Source organism: Mesorhizobium sp. WSM4887, assembly GCF_029625865.1.
Classification (GTDB): Bacteria; Pseudomonadota; Alphaproteobacteria; order Rhizobiales; family Rhizobiaceae; genus Mesorhizobium.
In genome coordinates this window covers 1,025,580-1,042,899 of sequence record NZ_JARTVP010000001.1, presented here as the reverse complement: position 1 = coordinate 1,042,899, position 17,320 = coordinate 1,025,580, and the positions used below count along the sequence as shown (strand labels likewise).

Sequence of the window (17,320 nt, the reverse complement as noted above, 5' to 3'; positions counted from 1 at the left end):
TTCTTTATTCTGCAATTCGAACCAGGACGCCGGGATTCATCGTGCCCTGCGGGTCGAACGCGCCCTTCAGCCGCGCCATGAGTTCCCGCTCCACAGAACTGCGATTCCGCTCGGCCATGGCGATCTTGGCGCGCCCAAGCCCATGTTCCGCCGCGAAGCTGCCCCCCATCTCGGTAGCGAGCGCAGCCAGCGCCTCGGCAAATTGTCCCACCTTGCCGTCGAAATCGGCGCGGCCTTCCGGCGGCGACAGATTGTAGTGGATGTTGCCGTCGCCGAGATGCCCGAACGGGTTGATCCGCACGCCGGGCAGGATGTCGTCGCAAATCCCGGCGCCGGTCTCGATGAAGCGGGCGATGGCGCCCGGCGGCACCGAGATGTCGTGCTTCAACTGTTCGCCTTCCAGCCGCTGCCCCTCGGGTTGTTCCTCGCGCAGCCGCCAGAATTGCGCCCGCTGCGCGCCCGAATTGGCCAGCGCGCCATCCACGACCAGACCTTCCTCCATACCCCATTCCAGTGCCGAACCGAGGATTTCGTCCAGCGGAACGCGCGCCGAACCTGACGCCAGTTCGACGAGCAGGTAGACGTCGCCTCGTGTTTCCAGCTGGTAGGCGAGATCAGGCAGATTTTTGAGCGCCAGCGTCAGGCCGACATCGGAGAAGAATTCGAGCCCAGCAAGGAACTCGCCGGCCTCGCCGCGCAGATAGGTGCCGAAGGAAACGGCCGCGGCGAAGTCGGACATTACCAGAAGCGCGCTCGCCTGTTGTTTTGGGGTGGGATAGAGCCTGAGGACAGCGCGCGTGACGATGCCGAGCGTGCCTTCGGCACCGCAGAACAGCTTGCGCAGCTGATAGCCGGCATTGTCCTTCTGCACCGCGCGAAGGCCGTCCCACATCGCGCCGTCCGGGGTCACGATTTCGAGGCCGAGCACAAGGTCCTGCATCATGCCATAGCGAAACGCCTGGCTGCCGCCGGCATTGGTGCCGATCAGGCCGCCGATCCTGGCGCTGCCTTCGGCGCCGAGATGCATCGGGAACATCAGGCCATGCGGCTCCAGCACGTCGTGCAACGCGGCGAGCACAACGCCCGCGTCAACCGCAATCGACCCGCTCTCCGGATCCGGTTCGCCTATTGCCGTCATGCGCGAAAGCGAGACGATCACCGCGCTCGCCCGATCGGCGACGGCGCCGCCGCATAGGCCGGTGTTTCCGCCTTGCGGAATCACGGCCAAGCCCGCCATCCGGCATGCCTTGACGACTGCCGCAACTTCGGCCGTGTTTGCGGGCCTGGCAACGCCCAAAGGCGCGACGCCATAGCGGTTCAGCCAGTCGCGCTGATAAGGCTCGGCGTCGGTGCCCGAAAGCCAGCCTTTCGGTCCGAGAATCTCGCGCAAAGCGGTCACGGGGTCGGTCATTGCGATACCTGCGATGTGTGGCACGCCGCGTATAGACAGCAGCGGCGCCTGGCTCAATGACCCAGCACCTGCGACAGGAATTGCCGGGTGCGCTCGTTCCGGCAAGAGGTGAAGAACTGCTCCGGCGGCGCCTCCTCGACGATTTCGCCGCTGTCCATGAAAATGACGCGGTCGGCGACGCGGCGCGCGAAGCCCATCTCGTGCGTGACACAGATCATCGTCATGCCGTCCGAAGCAAGGGTCACCATGACGTCCAGCACTTCGGCGATCATTTCCGGGTCGAGCGCCGACGTCGGCTCGTCGAACAGCATGAGCTGCGGCTGCATGCAAAGCGCGCGCGCAATCGCCACCCGCTGCTGCTGGCCGCCGGAGAGCTGTCCGGGAAATTTCGTCGCCTGCTCGGGAATGCGGACCTTCTCCAGATAGCGCCGGGCGGTCGCCTCGGCCTCGGCGCGCGGTCGCTTGCGCACGATCATCGGTGCGATCATGCAGTTCTCCAGCACGGTCATGTGCGGGAACAGGTTGAAGTGCTGGAACACCATGCCGACTTCGCGCCTGATCCCGTCAATGTTGCCGACATCGTCGTTGAGCTCGGTGCCGAGCACGGTGATGCGCCCGCCATTGTGCTGCTCGAGCCGATTGATGCAGCGGATCATGGTCGACTTGCCGGAGCCCGAGGGGCCGCAGACGACGATCTTTTCTCCGCGCTTCACGGAAAGGTTTATGTTCCGCAGCGCGTGGAAAGAGCCGTAGTATTTGTCCAGGTTCTCGATATGAACCGCGGCGCCAGATGACTGCGTCGAATTCACTTTGCGCGCCTCCCTACCGTTCGCCGACCGACATGCGGCGCTCGAGGTAAGCACCGTAGCGGGACAGGCTGAAGACGAAGACGAAATAGATCAACGCAATGAAGGCATAGACCTCGACATAGGCGAAGCGCCATTCGCCGGTGCCGTAGGCGGCATTGCCGGAAGCGAGGATCTCGAAGAAACCGACGATAACCACCAGCGAGGTTTCCTTGAACGAGATCACGAACTGGTTGATCGTCGCCGGCAGCGCGTTGCGCATGGCCTGCGGCAGGAGGATGCGGCCGATTCGCTGCCAGTAGCTCATGCCGAGCGCCATGGCGGCTTCTTCCTGGCCCTTCGGAACGCCCTGCATGCCGCCGCGCACGATCTCGGCCTGATAGGCCGAGAAGAACAGGGCCGAGCCGAGAATGACTCTGTACAGCTTGTCGCCTGCCATCCATTGCGGCAGCGCGAAAGGCAGCACGACGGCGAAGGTGAAGAGGATAGAGATCAGCGGCAGCGAGCGCACTCCGTCGATGATCAGGCCCGTGGTCCTGGATATCCAGGGCAGCTCCGAGCGGCGCAAGAGAGCCAGGCAGATCGCCAGCGGGAAGCCGATCAGGCAGGTGGTGACGAAGATGAAAAGGGTGAGCGCCAGCCCGCCCCAGGCTTCCTCGCCGACATAGGGAAGGCCGAGCACGCCGCCTTTCATCAGTACATAGTAGAGCGCCGTTCCGGCGCCCCAGACGAGCGCGATGCGGCTACCGGTCCAAAAGGCCGGGATGCAGCTCAGCACGGTCATGACCACGACGGCCACACAGGCCAAGGCCGAGCGCCATTGCTCCTCGAAGGGATAGAGGCCGAAGAGGATGATGCGCCACCTGGCGGCAATGACCGACCAGCAGGCTCCTGCCGCCGCCTGGCAGGCCTCGGGCCCGCCGCTGGTGGTGAACACCGCTGAGAACACCGCCCAGTTCAGCAGCTTCCAGAGAACGAAAGTCATGATCGCCAGCGATATCAGCGACAGCAGCGCCTGCAGCGGCGTGGCGAAGAAACGGCGCCTCACGTCTTCGAGCTTGCCAGGGGCAGGGGGAGCGACAATTACCATCTCCATCACTCACCCCCTCAACTGATTGCCCTTGAGGGCAATGGTTTTGTTGATGCGGTTGAACACGGCGGCCAGGCTGAGATTGATAGCCAGGAAGCCCGCCATCAGGATACCGATCGCCTCCAGCGTCTGGCCGGAGTGGTTGATGGTCAGCGCCACGATCATGAAGAAGTCGGTGAAGCCCACCGCAATGCCCATGGTCGTCGCCTTCATCAGCCAGACATACTGGTTCGCGAGGATCGGCAGCATGGCACGCAGCGCCAGCGGCAGCCGCACCAGCGTGAACACGCGCCAGGGGCTCAGCCCCAGCGAAAGTGCGGCCTCCATCTGGCCCTTGCCGACTGCCTTGAAGCCGCCGCGCACGATCTCGGCGATGTAGGAGCCGCCATAGATGGCGATGGCGATGGCTAAAGCGGAAAATTCGGGAGGAATGCGCAGGCCGCCCTTGAGGTTGAGGCCTTGCAGGGCAGGGAAGTCGAGCAGCGGCAGGTCCGGCAGGCGACCCAGCGCAAGGACAATGACTGCGCTGGCCAGTGCCGTCGCGGCCGCGGTCAGTTGAATGCCGAGCCGCTCGCCGGGCGGTTGGCTGAGGCGCGTGGTCCGGCCCAGCCAAACCGGCAGCGCGATCGCGGCGATTACAGCAAGGAAAGCTGCCGCAAACGCGACGCCGCCGACATTGGGGACCGGGACATAGAGGCCGCGGCTGGTCAGCAGCATGCCGAAGGCCTCGTGCGCGGCGCGTGGCGTCGGCAGATGCGTAATGACGGCGTACCAGAAGAAGACCTGGAGGATCAGCGGGATGTTGCGGAAAATGTCGACATAGGTGCGGCCAAGCAGCCGCGCCAGCTCGTTCGAGGAGGTCCGCGCCAGGCCGACAATGGTGCCGACGATCGTCGCCAGGATCAGCCCGGTGCATCCCAGGAATAGCGTGTTGATGACGCCGATGAGGAAGAACCACCAGTAGGGGTCGTTGGCGGTGGCGGGCAGCAGCGAGAAGTTGACATCCCAGCCCGTCGACTTGAACAGGAAGTCGAAGCCGGAGGTGATGCCTTGCTGCGCCAGGTTCCGCCGGGCGATCATCACGCAGGCAAGGATCATCGCAGCAAGCGAGCCGACATAAAGAACCTGTAAAAGCGTATTGCGGACCCTCTGATTTCTTAGCAGGCTGACCATCATGGTCGTCCCCGAATTGTCGCCGGCTCCGCCTGGCGGTGCCAGGCGGAGCTCAGAGCGAGCTGCGTTGAGAGGTGGAGTCAGTCGATCACCAGCGGGAACAGGACGCCGCCATTGTTCCACAGGTTGGTCAGCTCGCGATCCATCTTGTAGGGCGACTCCTTGCCGAGATCGCGATCGAAGATCTCGCCGTAATTGCCGACCTTCTTGATCACGTTGTAGGCCCAGTCGTCAGGAAGTCCGAGACCCTTGCCCATGCCTGGCGCGGCACCCAGGAACTTGGCAACTGCCGGCGACGTGGGCTTGGCTTTGATCTCATCGACATTTTTGGACGTGATGCCTTCCTGCTCGGCGAAGAGCAGGGCGGAGAGCGTCCAGTTGGCGACGTCGACCCAGTTGTCGTCGCCTTGCCGCACGATCATGACCTCGGGTTCGACGGCGAGCACGTCGGGCAGGATCACGTGGTCGTCGACCTTGCCCTTGGCGACACGCGCGATTGCGAGAACTGGCCCCCACTGGGCATACATGTCGCAGCGCCCCGAGAAGTATGCTTGCTCGAGCTCTTCCGTCTTTTCGATGACGACAGGCTCCAGCTTGATCCCGACCTTCTGCGCATAGGCCGCGACCTGCTGCTCGATGGTCGTCCCCGCGGGGATGCAGATCGAGCCGCCATCGGCGTCCTTGAGCGACTTCAGATTGAGCTCCTTATGCGCCATCACCTTGGTCGTTCCGAGGTAATAGGACATCGAGAATTGCAGGCCGAGCTCGGTATCTCGGCTGAGCGTGCCGCCCGACGCCTTGATGATGATGTCGACGTCCCCCGACTGCAGCGACGGCCAGCGCTGCGCCCAGCTGATCGGGACGATCTTCAGCTTGGCCGGGTCGCCGAACACGGCGGTCGCCACCGCCTTGCAGAGGTCGATGTCCATGCCCTTCCAGTTGCCCTTGTCGTCTACCTCGGCGAAGCCGAGATAGGAGCCGTCATGGCCCGTGCAGTTGAGCAAGCCGCGCGCCTTCACCGTTTCCAGCGTCTTGCCGCCCGCCGCCTCGGCAGGCGCCGCAAAATGAACCAGGCCAAGGGCCATGGCTGCGGCCCCCCATTTCATCATTTTCATGTTTGTTGGCTCCACTGTTGAGGTTCACTTGTTCTTGTTGTTGGAGGCCCGAAACACGCGCTTCGGCCCTCGGTCGCGAAGCCGCTCCTAATCGGAGAGCGGTGTCGGTTTCGGCAGAGAAAGCTTGAGGTCGCTGCCCCAATCCTGCTGGACGAGCCAGCGATGCAGGGCGGCCACCGCCTTCACGCGCAGATGCCCGCGCGGCATGACGAGGTAGAAGCCGGGGACTTCTTCCGGCTTCATGTCCGAGAGGGCGTCACGGCCAAGTGGCGCGACCAGCGCGCCCGACCTGAAGTCCTCCTCGGCATCGATGATGGAAACCAGGCCGACACCGATGCCTTGGAGCGTCGCACGGCGCATGGTGGCGGCGTCATCGAACCCGATGCTGCGGTCGCCCTCAGCCAGTTCCACTCCGAGGTGCCGCAATATGTCGGGCCACAGCCGCTTCGACTTGACGGTGTCCAGCAGCGTGAACCGCGTCAGGTCCTGCGCCGACTTGATCTTCTCGCCGATCGCCGGGGTACAGCATATGATCTTCGGGTCCGGCACCAGCAGCGTGGTCTCGTAGTCCGGCCAGTTGCCATAGCCCCACTGCACCGTCATATCGATGTCGTCACGCCCGAAATCGGGCAGGTCGACCATCGTCGTCAGGCGCAGATCAGCGCCCGGCAGGATCTCGCGGAACAATGAAAGCCTGGGCAGCAGATAGTGCGTTGCGAAGTAGGGGCTCGCATTAAGATTGATGCGGTCCCGGTAGTTCGATTTGGTGACGCGGCGAACGCCTTCGGAAAATTCGTCGAAGCCGGCTTTGACATAGTGCGAGAGCAAGATCGCCGACTCAGTCAGCTCAATCGAGCGCCCCTTGCGCTCGAACAGCGTCACCTGCAGCGTGTCTTCCAAAAGCTTGATCTGCTGACCGACGGCTTGCGGCGTCACCAGGAGCTCGTCGGCGGCCTGCCGGAAGCTCTTGTGCTGTGCGACGGCGTGGAAGACGCGAAGCGCATTGAGCGAAGGAAGGCGAAGCTTGCCGGTCATCGTGAAGTCCGCCTCCTTTCGTTCGAGACTCCGTTGATCATGCACTGCTGGATTTCAGACGCCGCCGGCTTATGAAAACCGATTCAGGCGTAGATGTAACCGCCTGAGACGATTACGTTTTCACCGGTCATATAGGTGTTCTTCGGGCCGCCGGTCATGAGCACCCACTCGGCGACCTCGGTCGGCTCGGCGCCGCGGCCGAGCGGGCTTGCCTTGGCCAATTCCTCGAGAAAACCGAGCGCCTTGGCCTTCTCGGTGGCCATGCCGGCGGGCGCGACGGAATTCACCAAAATCCCGTCCTTGGCGACGTGATGGGCAAAGGAGCGCGTGAGGCTGACGACGGCGGCCTTGGTCGCCGCATAATGGGCGTTCTGCGGGTGCGCCTTGAAGGCGTCGACGGAAGTGAGGTTTACCATCCTTCCGCGCACATGGGCTTTCGGCTCTTGCGACTGCATGTGGCGAACGGCCGCCACCATCATGTGGTACGTGCCCTTGATGTTGATGCCGTTGGAGGCGTCCCACTCGGCGTCGGTGATCTCGAGGAGCGGACGCCGAGGATAGATCGCGGCGCAATTGATCAGCGTGTCGACGCGCCCGAACTTCGCGACAATGGCGTCGAAGGCGGCGTGACACTGCGGTCCGACCTGGATGTCGCAAGCTGCGGCAGCCGTGGGCAGGCCCTTGGCTTTCGCCGCGTCGAGAGCGCTCTCAGCGGCTTCCTGGTTGATGTCGATGATGCCGATCTTTGCCGCCCCGGCCTCCACAACCATGCGGGCGAGAAGGGCGCCAAGGCCGGCGCCGCCGCCGACGATCAGAACGGAAAGATCCTTCATTGCAGTTTTCCTTACTTGGTGCCGCTGGGCGAGGTCGGCCAGGTCGGTATGATGTCGAAACGAGTAACGTCGGCCCATGCGGGGAGCGCCAGCACAGCGACGACCATCCTGCCCACGTCGTCCGGCTGCACTACTTTTCCGGCGTACATCGCCGCCCGGGCGTCGGCGTCGAGGATGTCGTTGTAGAGCTGCGTCTCGACCCGACCGGCGACGATCTCGGTGACGCGTATGCCGGACGGCGAGAGGTCGGCGCGCAAGGCAGTGGCAAAGCCGGAGATCGCCGCCTTGGTGGCCGAATAGACGGCGATGTTGGAATAGGCCGCGTGGCCGGCGGTGGAGCCGGTGAACAAGATGTGGCCTGACTGGCGCTCCCGCATCTGCGGCGCGACGAGGCGGGTGAGCAGGATCGCCGCGCTGAGGTTCACCTCCAACGTGGTGTCGATGTCTGCGATCGTCATGTCGGCGAAATTGCCGAGCGGCGGCATGATGCCGGCGTTGTTGATCAGCACATCGATGGTGAGATCGGCCAGGACCGATTCCAAAGCCTCGCGGTCGGTAACGTCAACGGCGATCGGCAGGATGCCAGGACGCTCGGCCTGCAGTTCTTTCAGCGCCGCCTGGCTGCGACCGACCGCATAGACGTCGTAGCCGGCGTCGCTCAACGCGATGGCGATGGCTCGCCCAATGCCGCTCGTCGCACCTGTGATGAAGGCTGTCGTCACGTGGGCTTCCCCTATTGCCTGATCTTAGTCTGCGGCCTCGACCGGTGCCGCGAAACCAAGAAAAGCAGCAAAAAGGAAAGATAAACTTTCGAGAGCCTTTCCGGCAGCTCAAACGTTCCACGCTGCCTGCGCGGCCTCCAACGCTGCGAACCAAAGGAAAACAATCCCGTCGGCACGCGGGAGAGGGTTTCCGGTCGCCGGTGGAACAAAAACACGGCTTTCGCAACGCGCGGCAAGTCGCATTCGGTGCTCACGCGAAGGATCGAACCCGTCCCGGCCTTAACCGGCCGTTGGCGCAGGCCTTTTCATTTTGGTGAAGAGCGAGGCTGCGGCGGCCTTTTGCTCCGCGTCGGTCGCCTCGACTCCGGAAGCCCGCGCGAGGGCGCGAACGCGCCCGAGGCTGTTGTGCAGATGCTTGCGCATGGCCTGGCGGGCCTTGCCGCCATCCTGTCTTTCGATGGCATCGACGATGGCTTTGTGCTCGCTGTGGATGCGCGCGTAATAGCTGTCCTTCAGGGCCGGCTCGACGACGTAGCCGAGTTGGAAGCGCGGCACGATCATCGGCCCGAGATAGGCCAGGAAGCCATGGATGAATTCGTTGCGCGCGGCCTTGGCGATCGCGAGGTGGAAATCGTAGTCGTAGTGGATCTGGACCGCTGCCGGGTCGGCCTGCTGCGCGTCGATGTCATCCATCATGGCACGGATGTCGCTCGCCTCCTTGTCGGTGCGGCGTTCGGCGCAGAGCCCGGCGGATTCGACTTCGACGCTCAACCTGAGTTCGAGCAAGGCGATGGTTTCCGGCAAGGTTCTCAGCGCCTCGTCCGGGATCGAGAAATTGCGCGGCACGGGCGTTTCGCTGACGAACATGCCGCGTCCCTGCTGCGGCACCACCATGCCCTCGGAGCGCAGCCGCGCCACGGCTTCGCGCACGACGGTGCGGCTGACATCGTATTCGGCGCAAAGCTCCGCCTCGGTCGGCAGTTGCGCGCCCGGCTGCAACTCACCGGAGCGGATTTTTTCGGCCAGGCTCTCCGCCACGACGGTGGAAAGCGGCTTGCGCTTCGTCATTCAGGCCTTCCGTTCAAGTCCAGACTAGGGCCGTTCAAGTTCAGATTCGGGATGATGCCCGAACCGGCGAGACCATTCAAACCGCCGCGGTGACGATCAGTTCGACCAGCATGCCGGGCTTGGCCATCCGCCCCTCGCCGGAAGAGCGTGCCGGCGCATGCTCTTTCGGCATCCAGGCGTCCCAGACCGCATTGACCTCGTCGAAATCCCGCACGTCGTCCAGCCACATCTGGACGTGGAGGATGCGGGTCTTGTCGGTGCCGGCCTTGGCGAGCAGGACATCGATCTTGGCGAGCACCTCGCGCATCTGGTCGGCCGCCGGTTGGCCCGGCTTGGCAACCTGGCCGGTCAGGTAGAGCGTGCCGTTGTGGATGACGCCATGATGGATGCGGGTGTCGAAGTCGAAGCGTTGGATATCGCCCACTGGATCTTCCTCGTCAGATTGCCGGCGTCTGCCGGATGGGGTTGCCCTGCAGGTACTGCGCGTACGGCGCCTGGACGAGCCAGCCCGCATCGACGGGCAGCGTGACGCCGGTGATCGAGGCGGCACGGTCGGAGCAGAGGAACAGCGCCGCCTCGGCGACATCGCGCGGCTCGACGAAGCGGCGCAGCGCGGTGGTGGCCTGGATCGCTTCCGGGTTGCGTTCGCCCTTGGCGATCCTGGCCTTCAGCCCGTCGGAGAGGGTATAGCCCGGCGCTACGGCGTTCACACGGACTCCATGCGGGCCGAGTTCGGCAGCCAGGATCTGGGTGAGCGCCAGCACCGCATGCTTTCCGGGCGTGTAGGCCGGAAGCGACAGCGGCGCGAAGGAGGCGAGCGAGCCGACATTGAGGATCGCGCCGCGTCCGGCGGCCGACATCAGCCGGCCGAACAACTGGCAGCCAAGCAGCGTGCCGCGATAGTTGATCCGCCAAATCTGCTCGTCTTCGGTGAGGTCCTGGTCGAGCACATGCTTGCCGCTCTGCAGGATGCCGGCGCAGTTGACCACGACATGAGGGGTGCCGAACGCATTGCTGACGTCTTGCGCCAGCGCCTCGACGGAAGCGGGATCGCCGACATCGGTCTGGACAAACACGGCGCGTGGGGCGCCGGCGCTCTCGCAGGCCTCGGCTGCTTCCTTGCCGCGGCTCGCGTCCCGGCCTGCGACGACCACCTGGTAGCCTTCCTCGGCGAAGCGCTCCGCAATAGCGCGGCCGATCCCGGACGTGCCGCCGATGACGACCGCGGTCGAAGCCTCAGCCATTGTGGCGCTCCTTTCGCTCGATGTCGAAGAATGCGGCCATGGCCTCGACCTGGAAGTCCATCATCGGGCGTCCGGGCTGGATGCGGCAGCCGATCTCTTTCGCCGCCTTGAGCAGGGCCGTTTCGGCCGGCTCCATGATGATGTCGACCACGGTCATCTCCGGCGTCAGCTTGTTCACATCCATCGGCAGCGGATCGCCGGCCTTCAGCCCGGAGGGCGTCGCGTTGATCGCCATGTCCATTCCGGACGGATCGGGTTCGCCGACCTCGATGCGGCAATCGGGGAACGACCTGCTGACCAGCGAAGCGAGCTTTTGCGCGCGTTCCCTGTCGATGTCGGCGAGGCGGATCTCCGTCGCGCCTTCCTCGGCGAGGCAGTAGGTCAGCGTTGCGCCCGCACCGCCTGCGCCGACCTGGAGGATGCGCCGGCCGGCAATCCGGTGTCCGCCGGCCTTCAAGCCGTCGATGAAGCCGACGCCGTCGAAATTGTCGGCATACCAGGTGCCGTCCGCCTGCCGGCGCACGGAATTCGCGCTCTGCACGCGCGCGGCGCGATCGTGGGCGGCGGCGCATTTGTGGTAGACTGGGACCTTATAGGGCACCGAGATGATGACGCCGCGGATGTTCTCCGCCGCCGTGATGCCGGCCCAGAAAGTATCGAAGTCTTCCGGACGGCAGCTCAGCGGCACCATCAGGCTGTCGAGCCCCTTCTGCTCGAAGATCTCGTTGAAGATGCCAGGGCTTTTCGCGTGGCCCACGGGATGGGCCAGCATGACGAAGACATCGGCCTTGCCGGTTCCGCGCATCGGTTATTCCTTTCCGTTTGACAGTTCACGATCGCTCAGGACCTCGAGAGCCCGGACGAGCGACGAGTGGTCTGCTTCCGCGCCGCCCGGGCGGGCCGCACAGGCATTCATCAGTTGCTGCGCCAGCGCCGTGCTCGGCAGGGCGGCTCCAAGCGCGCGGGCGCTTTCGAGCGCGAGGTTGAGATCTTTCTGGTGCAAGCGGATGCGGAAGCCCGGCGCGAAGGTGCGGGCGATCATGCGCTCGCCATGCACTTCGAGCACGCGGGACGAGGCGAAGCCGCCCATCAGCGCGCTTCGGACCTTCGCCGGATCGCAGCCCGCTTTACTGGCAAAAACAAGCGCTTCGGCAACGGCTTCTATGTTGAGCGCGACGATGATCTGGTTGGCTATCTTGCAGGTCTGGCCGGCGCCGTTCTTCTCGCCGATCAGGGTGATATTCTTGCCGAGCTTTTCGAAGATGGGCAGCGCGCGCTCGAATTCGGCAGCCGGCCCGCCGACCATGATGGTGAGACTCGCCGCTTTTGCGCCGACCTCGCCGCCGGAGACGGGTGCGTCGAGGAAGCCGCCTCCCGCTTCCCTGAACTTCGCCGCGAATTGCGCGGTGGCGATCGGGCTGATCGAGCTCATGTCGATGACCAGCTTGCCGGCTGAAATCCCTTCGAGCACGCCACCCGGCCCGAGCAGGACGCGCTCCACGTCGGGCGTATCGGGCAGCATGGTGATGATGATTTCGCAAACCCGCGCCACTTCCGCCGGGGAAGCCAGCACCGACGCTTTCAGATCGGCAGGCAGAGGAGAGCGATTGAGCACTGTGACGATCTCGTGCCCGGCATCGGCAAGATGCCGCGCCATGGGCGCGCCCATGACGCCAAGTCCGATGAAGCCGATTTTCATGCGCAACTCCCGTGCTCGCCAGAGCGTCTTGCAGCTCGATGGAGGCGTATGATATAGGACATCATACAAATTTCAATGCACCTTCCACTGGAGACCGATCGCAAATGCAAGAGCGCGTCAATTCGCTGAAGGCGGCCGTTAAGGCCGGCCGGCCTCATATCGGCATCTGGTGCTCGCTGGCTTCAGCGCTGACCACAGAAGTGGTGGCTGGTTCCGGAGCGGGCTGGCTGCTGATCGACGGCGAGCACAGCCCCAACGATTTGCGCAGCATCATGTCGCAGCTTCAGGTCGCGGCGGCATTTCCGTGCGAGGCAATGGTGCGCCTGCCGTCCGACGATCCCAACCTGATGAAGCAGGCTCTGGATGTCGGTGCCCGCAGCCTGATGATTCCGAATGTGCGCACGCCGGAGCAGGCGCGCGCAATCGTCGCGGCGATGACCTATGCTCCGGGCGGCTTCCGCGGCTTCTCGGTCGGCCATCGCGCCAACGCCTTCGGCCGTATCGCCGGGTATCATGCGAAAGCGCGCGAGCAGCAGTTGTTGGCGGTGCAGATCGAGGACGCGGCCGGCGTCGCCAATGCGGCTGAGATCGCAGCGGTGGATGGCGTGGACGTTCTGTTTGTCGGGCCCGGCGATCTTTCCATGAATATGGGCGCGATGGGCAATCCCGGAGCTGCGCATGTGCAGGAAGCGATCGCTTCCGTGCGCAAGGCCACGGCCGCGGCAGGCAAGGCGAGCGGGATTTTGGCTCCCGTGAAGGCCGACGCCGACCGCTATCTCGCCGAAGGCTTCACCATGGTTGCCGTCGGTTCCGACCTCGGCCTGCTGGCGCGGGGCTCGGACGCCCTGATTGCGTCCTTCAACCGCTAGACTCGGGAGACGGCCGTGGCGATCCCCCCTTACAAAGCACCCTCGCGCTACGCCTACGACATCGTCATCGTCGGCGGTGCCGTCATCGGCTCTTCGACGGCTTACTGGCTGAGCCAGGCGCTGGGCAGTGGCGCCTCGATCCTCGTGGTCGAGCGCGACTCCAGCTACGAATTCTCCTCGACGGCGCTCTCCACCAGCGCCATCCGCCAGCAATATTCCAATCCGATCAATGTGAAGATCAGCCAGTTCGGCATCGAGATCATCCGCGGTTTCCAGGAGCGGATGGCGCCCTTCTACACGAACGAGCCGGCGCCCGATCTCGGCTTCAAGGAGCACGGATATCTCTATTGCTGCTCGCCGGAAGGCGTGGAGGCGGCCAAGGAGCGGGTCGAGCTGCAGCGCAGCCTCGGCGCCCACACCGTCTTCCTCGAGCCGGGTCCGCTGAAGGAACGCTTCCCCTGGCTGAATGTCGACGACCTCGGCGGCGGTTCGTGGGGTGCGCGCGAAGAGGGCTGGTTCGATTCCATGGGCATGTTGAACGGCTTCCGCCGCGCCGCCCGCGCCAGCGGGGTCGAGTACATCGACAATGCCGTGACCGGACTGGATGTCGTCGATGGGCGGGTTGTCTCCGCTCGGCTGGCGACCGGCGAGACAGTCGCTTGCGGAACCCTGGTCAACGCCGCCGGCCCGCGAGCGCAGCAGGTCGCTGCCATGGCCGGCCTTTCCATCCCGGTAGCCCCGTACAAGCGCTACAGCTTCGTCTTCGCCAGCGCCAACCCGATCCCTGGGCGAATGCCCAACGTCATCGACCTTTCCGGCACTTTCGTGCGCCCGGAAGGCGAGCTCTTCCTCACCGGCAACACGCCGCAGGGCGACGGGCCGGCCGATTACGACGATTTCGAAATGCATTTCGAGGAGTTCGACGACTATATCTGGCCGGCGCTGTGGCACCGCATTCCGGCCTTCGACGCGCTCAAGGTCCAGACCAGTTGGACCGGCCACTACGAATACAACATGCTCGACCACAACGGCATCGTCGGCTTTCACCCGGAGGTGAAGAACTTCATGTTCGCCAACGGCTTCTCAGGGCACGGCCTGCAGCAGTCGCCGGCGGTCGGGCGGGCGGTGTCGGAGCTGATCGTTCACGGCGCCTACCAGACGCTGGACCTGTCACCGTTCTGTTACGAGCGCATCCCGCGCAACGAACCGTTCCTGGAAGAAGCGGTGATCTGAGCTGTTCCGGAGAATTTCACTCGGCGGCCTGAACGTGCCGGGCGTCGATGATCGCCCTTATCTCCGAGCGGCACGACCCGCAGTTGGTTCCGGCGCGCAGCGTCGAGCCGATCGCCTCCAGACTGTCGCAGCCCGCAGCGACCGCCGAAGCGAGCTGGTTGACGCCGACGTGGAAGCATGAGCACACGACCCGCCCGATGGCGGGCATCGGCGCTGGTGAACGCCCGGAAAGAAGCGCATGGCGATCGGCTGGCGACAGCGGCTGGCGGGTGGCCAGCAGCGAGACCAGCCAGTCCCGCGTCGGCAACTGGTCTGGAGCGGCGACCAGCACGGCCTCAGCCATGGCGCCGCCTTCGTCGATCGCAGCGGCGCGATAAGCGAGCCCGCGGCGATCGGTGTATTCGAGCAGTTGATCCTGCCGTTGAACGCCGAGCAGCTTGCGCGCCAGAAGAATGCCCTGGTCCGGCGGCTCGGTCCCCGTCAGTTCGTAGACCCAGCCGCCTTCGACCGCGTAGCGGCTCCAGTGGACGAAACCGGTCGGCCTGAGGTCGCGCCGCGTGATGAGCACGCCGGCCCATCCAGTGTTTTCGCGCACGATTCTGACTGGGACATGCTTCAGTTCCGGCTGGCCGGAATGCGGGTCGGTGACAGGCGAGGACAGCAGGCCGGTGGCGGCCCTGGCCGCGAACTGGCCGCTCCAATGCATGGGCATGAAGGCATGGCCGCGCCGCTGCGCGTTGGTCACACGTACTCTCGCGCGCACGAAACCGAAGCGCGTCGACAGATGGGCAAGGTCACCATCCTTGAGCTGGTGCGCGGCCGCATCCGCCGGATTGAGGTCGACCGCCGGTTCCGGCGTGTTGGCCATCAGGCGCGGCACGGTGCCGGTACGCGTCATGGTGTGCCATTGGTCGCGCAACCGGCCCGTGTTCAGCGCAAGCGGATAGTCCGCATCGACTGTAAACGCCGTCGCCTCCTGCCGCACCGGCACGAAACGCGCACGGCCGTCCGGTGTCGGGAAACGACCGTCCGCAAACAATCTCGTCTGGTACTCGCGCGATTCTGGTGCCGGCCAGTGGCGCGGCGCGAAGCCGGCATAGCCCGCATCGCTGAGGTCCATCAGGCCGCCCAGATCGAACAAGCGCCCCCCATTGTTCTCGAAAGCCGAGAGCGCGGCATGCTCGCGGAAGATTTCGGCCGGCGTCTGGTAGGCAAAAGCATCGCCGAAGCCCATGCGCGCGGCGACCTCGCAGATGATGCGCCAATCGGCTTTCACTTCGCCCGGCGACGGCACGAACGGCCGCTGACGCGAGAGGCGCCGTTCCGAATTTGTGACCGTGCCGTCCTTCTCGCCCCAGGCAGCGGCGGGCAGCAGCACGTCGGCATAGCGCGTGGTGTCGGTGCGGGTCACATCCGAAACCGCGACGAAATCGCATTTGGACAGGGCGGCGCGCACGCGCGACGCGTCCGGCATGCTCACCGCGGGATTAGTGCCCATGATCCACAGCGCCTTGATGCGGCCGTCGGCAACCGCCTGGAACATGTCCACGGCCTTCAGCCCGCCGCGTCGCGCGATTCCGGGCGCCTTCCAGAAGCGGGAGACCCGCTCGACAGCGGCCTGATCCGCGAAGTCCATGTGCGCGGCAAGTTGGTTGGCGAGGCCCCCCACCTCGCGGCCGCCCATGGCGTTCGGCTGGCCCGTGACCGAGAACGGCCCCATGCCTGGCTTGCCAATGCGGCCGGTGGCGAGGTGGCAGTTGAGGATGGCGCTGACCTTGTCGGTTCCATGTGCCGACTGGTTGACGCCCTGGCTGTAGACGGTGACCGTCCGTTCGGTGCCGGCGAAGATCTCATAAAAGGCCTGGACATCCGTGGCCACCAGCCCGCAGCCTTTTGCGACGCGCGCGACCGACGGCGCATCGGCACCGGCCAGCGCGGCAGCGGCTTCGAAGCCCGATGTGCTGGTGCGGATGAAATCCGCGTCGATCTTTCCGCTCTGGACGAGATGCGCCAGAAGGCCGTTGAACAAGAGCACGTCCGTGCCCGGATCAAGCGCCAGGTGCAGGTCGCATTCGTCGGCCGTGGCGGTGCGGCGCGGATCGATGACGACGATCCTGGTTCCGCGTTCGCGCTGCGCTGCGAGCATGCGCTGGTAGAGCACGGGGTGGCACCATGCGGTGTTGGAGCCGGTGAGCACGATCAGATCGGCGTGCTCGAAATCCTCATAGACACCGGGAACGATGTCCTCGCCGAAAGCGCGGCGGTGGCCGGCGACCGACGAGGCCATGCACAGCCGCGAATTGGTATCGATATTGCCCGAGCCGATAAAGCCCTTCATCAGCTTGTTGGCTACGTAGTAATCTTCGGTAAGCAACTGGCCGGAGACATAGAATGCAACCGAGTCCGGCCCATGCTCGGCAATCGCACGCGAGAATTTCGCGGCGGCGAGGTCGAGCGCTTCGTCCCAACTCGTCTGCCTGCCTTGGATTTCCGGCTGAAGCAAGCGGCCCTCGAGGCCGAGCGTTTCGCCAAGCGCGGCACCCTTAGAGCAAAGGCGGCCGAAATTGGCCGGGTGCTCGGGATCGCCGCGGACGGTTGCCTTGCCATCCGCGGCGATCTCGGCCACCACGCCGCATCCCACCCCGCAATAGGGGCAGGTGGTCCTCACCTCGCGTGCTTCTTCCATGGCTCAGGCCGCTTTCGAGGCCAATGCTTCGAGCGCAATGAACAGCCGTTCGCCTTCGATCCTGACCGGGATCGTCCTAACCGAGCCTTCGTCGGCGCCGAGCGCCTTGCCGGTCTCCAGCGAGATCACCCAATTGTGCAGCGGGCAGGTCACCGCCGCGCCATGGACGATGCCCTGGCTGAGCGGCCCGCCCTTGTGCGGGCAATGGTCTTCGATCGCAAAGACCTGGTCATCCGCGGTGCGGAAAACCGCGATCTTGCCTTGCGGGGTGGCCACGCAACGCGCGCCGCGGCGAGGGACGTCGGAAACGGAGCCGATTGCGATCCAGTTCATTGG

17 protein-coding genes are annotated in these 17,320 nt (G+C 64.7%); 2 read left to right on the top strand and 15 right to left on the bottom strand.

Annotated features, from left to right (window positions below):
* Positions 1–4: 4 nt before the first annotated feature.
* From P9230_RS04945 to P9230_RS04885, 13 genes are all read right to left on the bottom strand, one after another.
* On the bottom strand, positions 5–1,411 hold the full coding sequence (locus P9230_RS04945) for an FAD-binding oxidoreductase (protein ID WP_278117661.1): 1,407 nt from the start codon (positions 1,409–1,411) through the stop codon (positions 5–7).
* A 53-nt stretch (positions 1,412–1,464) separates the two neighbouring features.
* Positions 1,465–2,220: an amino acid ABC transporter ATP-binding protein gene (locus tag P9230_RS04940; protein WP_067328781.1), complete on the bottom strand. Its 756-nt coding sequence runs from the start codon at positions 2,218–2,220 to the stop codon at positions 1,465–1,467.
* Between the two features lie 13 nt (positions 2,221–2,233).
* Positions 2,234–3,313 (bottom strand): amino acid ABC transporter permease, encoded by a 1,080-nt coding sequence (locus tag P9230_RS04935; protein ID WP_278054315.1) that lies wholly within the window; start codon positions 3,311–3,313, stop codon positions 2,234–2,236.
* 3 nt (positions 3,314–3,316) lie between these two features.
* Positions 3,317–4,483 (bottom strand): ABC transporter permease subunit, encoded by a 1,167-nt coding sequence (locus P9230_RS04930; protein ID WP_245322400.1) that lies wholly within the window; start codon positions 4,481–4,483, stop codon positions 3,317–3,319.
* 77 nt (positions 4,484–4,560) lie between these two features.
* Positions 4,561–5,595 carry an amino acid ABC transporter substrate-binding protein gene (locus P9230_RS04925; protein ID WP_278115489.1) on the bottom strand — a complete coding sequence of 345 codons (1,035 nt, stop codon included), beginning with the start codon at positions 5,593–5,595 and terminating at the stop codon, positions 4,561–4,563.
* 87 nt (positions 5,596–5,682) lie between these two features.
* The gene (locus P9230_RS04920; RefSeq protein ID WP_067328785.1) at positions 5,683–6,630 is read right to left on the bottom strand and encodes a LysR substrate-binding domain-containing protein; all 948 of its coding nucleotides are present in this window, start codon (positions 6,628–6,630) and stop codon (positions 5,683–5,685) included.
* 83 nt (positions 6,631–6,713) lie between these two features.
* Positions 6,714–7,463: an SDR family oxidoreductase gene (locus P9230_RS04915; protein ID WP_278117657.1), complete on the bottom strand. Its 750-nt coding sequence runs from the start codon at positions 7,461–7,463 to the stop codon at positions 6,714–6,716.
* 11 nt (positions 7,464–7,474) lie between these two features.
* Positions 7,475–8,185, bottom strand: coding sequence for an SDR family oxidoreductase (locus P9230_RS04910; RefSeq protein WP_278117655.1), 711 nt, complete (start codon positions 8,183–8,185; stop codon positions 7,475–7,477).
* A gap of 279 nt (positions 8,186–8,464) precedes the next feature.
* Entirely contained in the window at positions 8,465–9,253 is a 789-nt protein-coding gene (locus tag P9230_RS04905; RefSeq protein ID WP_278117653.1) for a FadR/GntR family transcriptional regulator, read from the bottom strand.
* A gap of 76 nt (positions 9,254–9,329) precedes the next feature.
* Positions 9,330–9,677: a RidA family protein gene (locus tag P9230_RS04900; protein WP_067328794.1), complete on the bottom strand. Its 348-nt coding sequence runs from the start codon at positions 9,675–9,677 to the stop codon at positions 9,330–9,332.
* Positions 9,678–9,690: 13 nt separating this feature from the next.
* Positions 9,691–10,497, bottom strand: coding sequence for an SDR family oxidoreductase (locus P9230_RS04895; protein ID WP_278117651.1), 807 nt, complete (start codon positions 10,495–10,497; stop codon positions 9,691–9,693).
* The gene (locus P9230_RS04890; RefSeq protein WP_278117649.1) at positions 10,490–11,302 is read right to left on the bottom strand and encodes a shikimate dehydrogenase; all 813 of its coding nucleotides are present in this window, start codon (positions 11,300–11,302) and stop codon (positions 10,490–10,492) included. Before P9230_RS04890 ends, P9230_RS04895 begins: the two co-directional genes overlap by 8 nt.
* Before the next feature lie 3 nt (positions 11,303–11,305).
* On the bottom strand, positions 11,306–12,196 hold the full coding sequence (locus P9230_RS04885) for a 2-hydroxy-3-oxopropionate reductase (protein WP_278117647.1): 891 nt from the start codon (positions 12,194–12,196) through the stop codon (positions 11,306–11,308).
* A gap of 104 nt (positions 12,197–12,300) precedes the next feature.
* Between P9230_RS04885 and P9230_RS04880 the strand changes: the two genes are divergently transcribed.
* A complete protein-coding gene (locus P9230_RS04880) occupies positions 12,301–13,065 on the top strand; it encodes an HpcH/HpaI aldolase/citrate lyase family protein (protein WP_278117645.1) in 765 nt (254 codons plus the stop codon).
* 15 nt (positions 13,066–13,080) lie between these two features.
* Complete coding sequence (locus P9230_RS04875; protein ID WP_278117643.1) at positions 13,081–14,298, top strand: FAD-dependent oxidoreductase; 1,218 nt, start codon at positions 13,081–13,083, stop codon at positions 14,296–14,298.
* A 16-nt stretch (positions 14,299–14,314) separates the two neighbouring features.
* On the opposite strand, the gene P9230_RS04870 is transcribed toward P9230_RS04875, so the two are convergent.
* Complete coding sequence (locus P9230_RS04870; RefSeq protein WP_278117641.1) at positions 14,315–16,984, bottom strand: nitrate reductase; 2,670 nt, start codon at positions 16,982–16,984, stop codon at positions 14,315–14,317.
* Between the two features lie 3 nt (positions 16,985–16,987).
* A complete protein-coding gene (gene nirD / locus P9230_RS04865) occupies positions 16,988–17,317 on the bottom strand; it encodes a nitrite reductase small subunit NirD (RefSeq protein WP_095824989.1) in 330 nt (109 codons plus the stop codon).
* Positions 17,318–17,320: the final 3 nt, after the last annotated feature.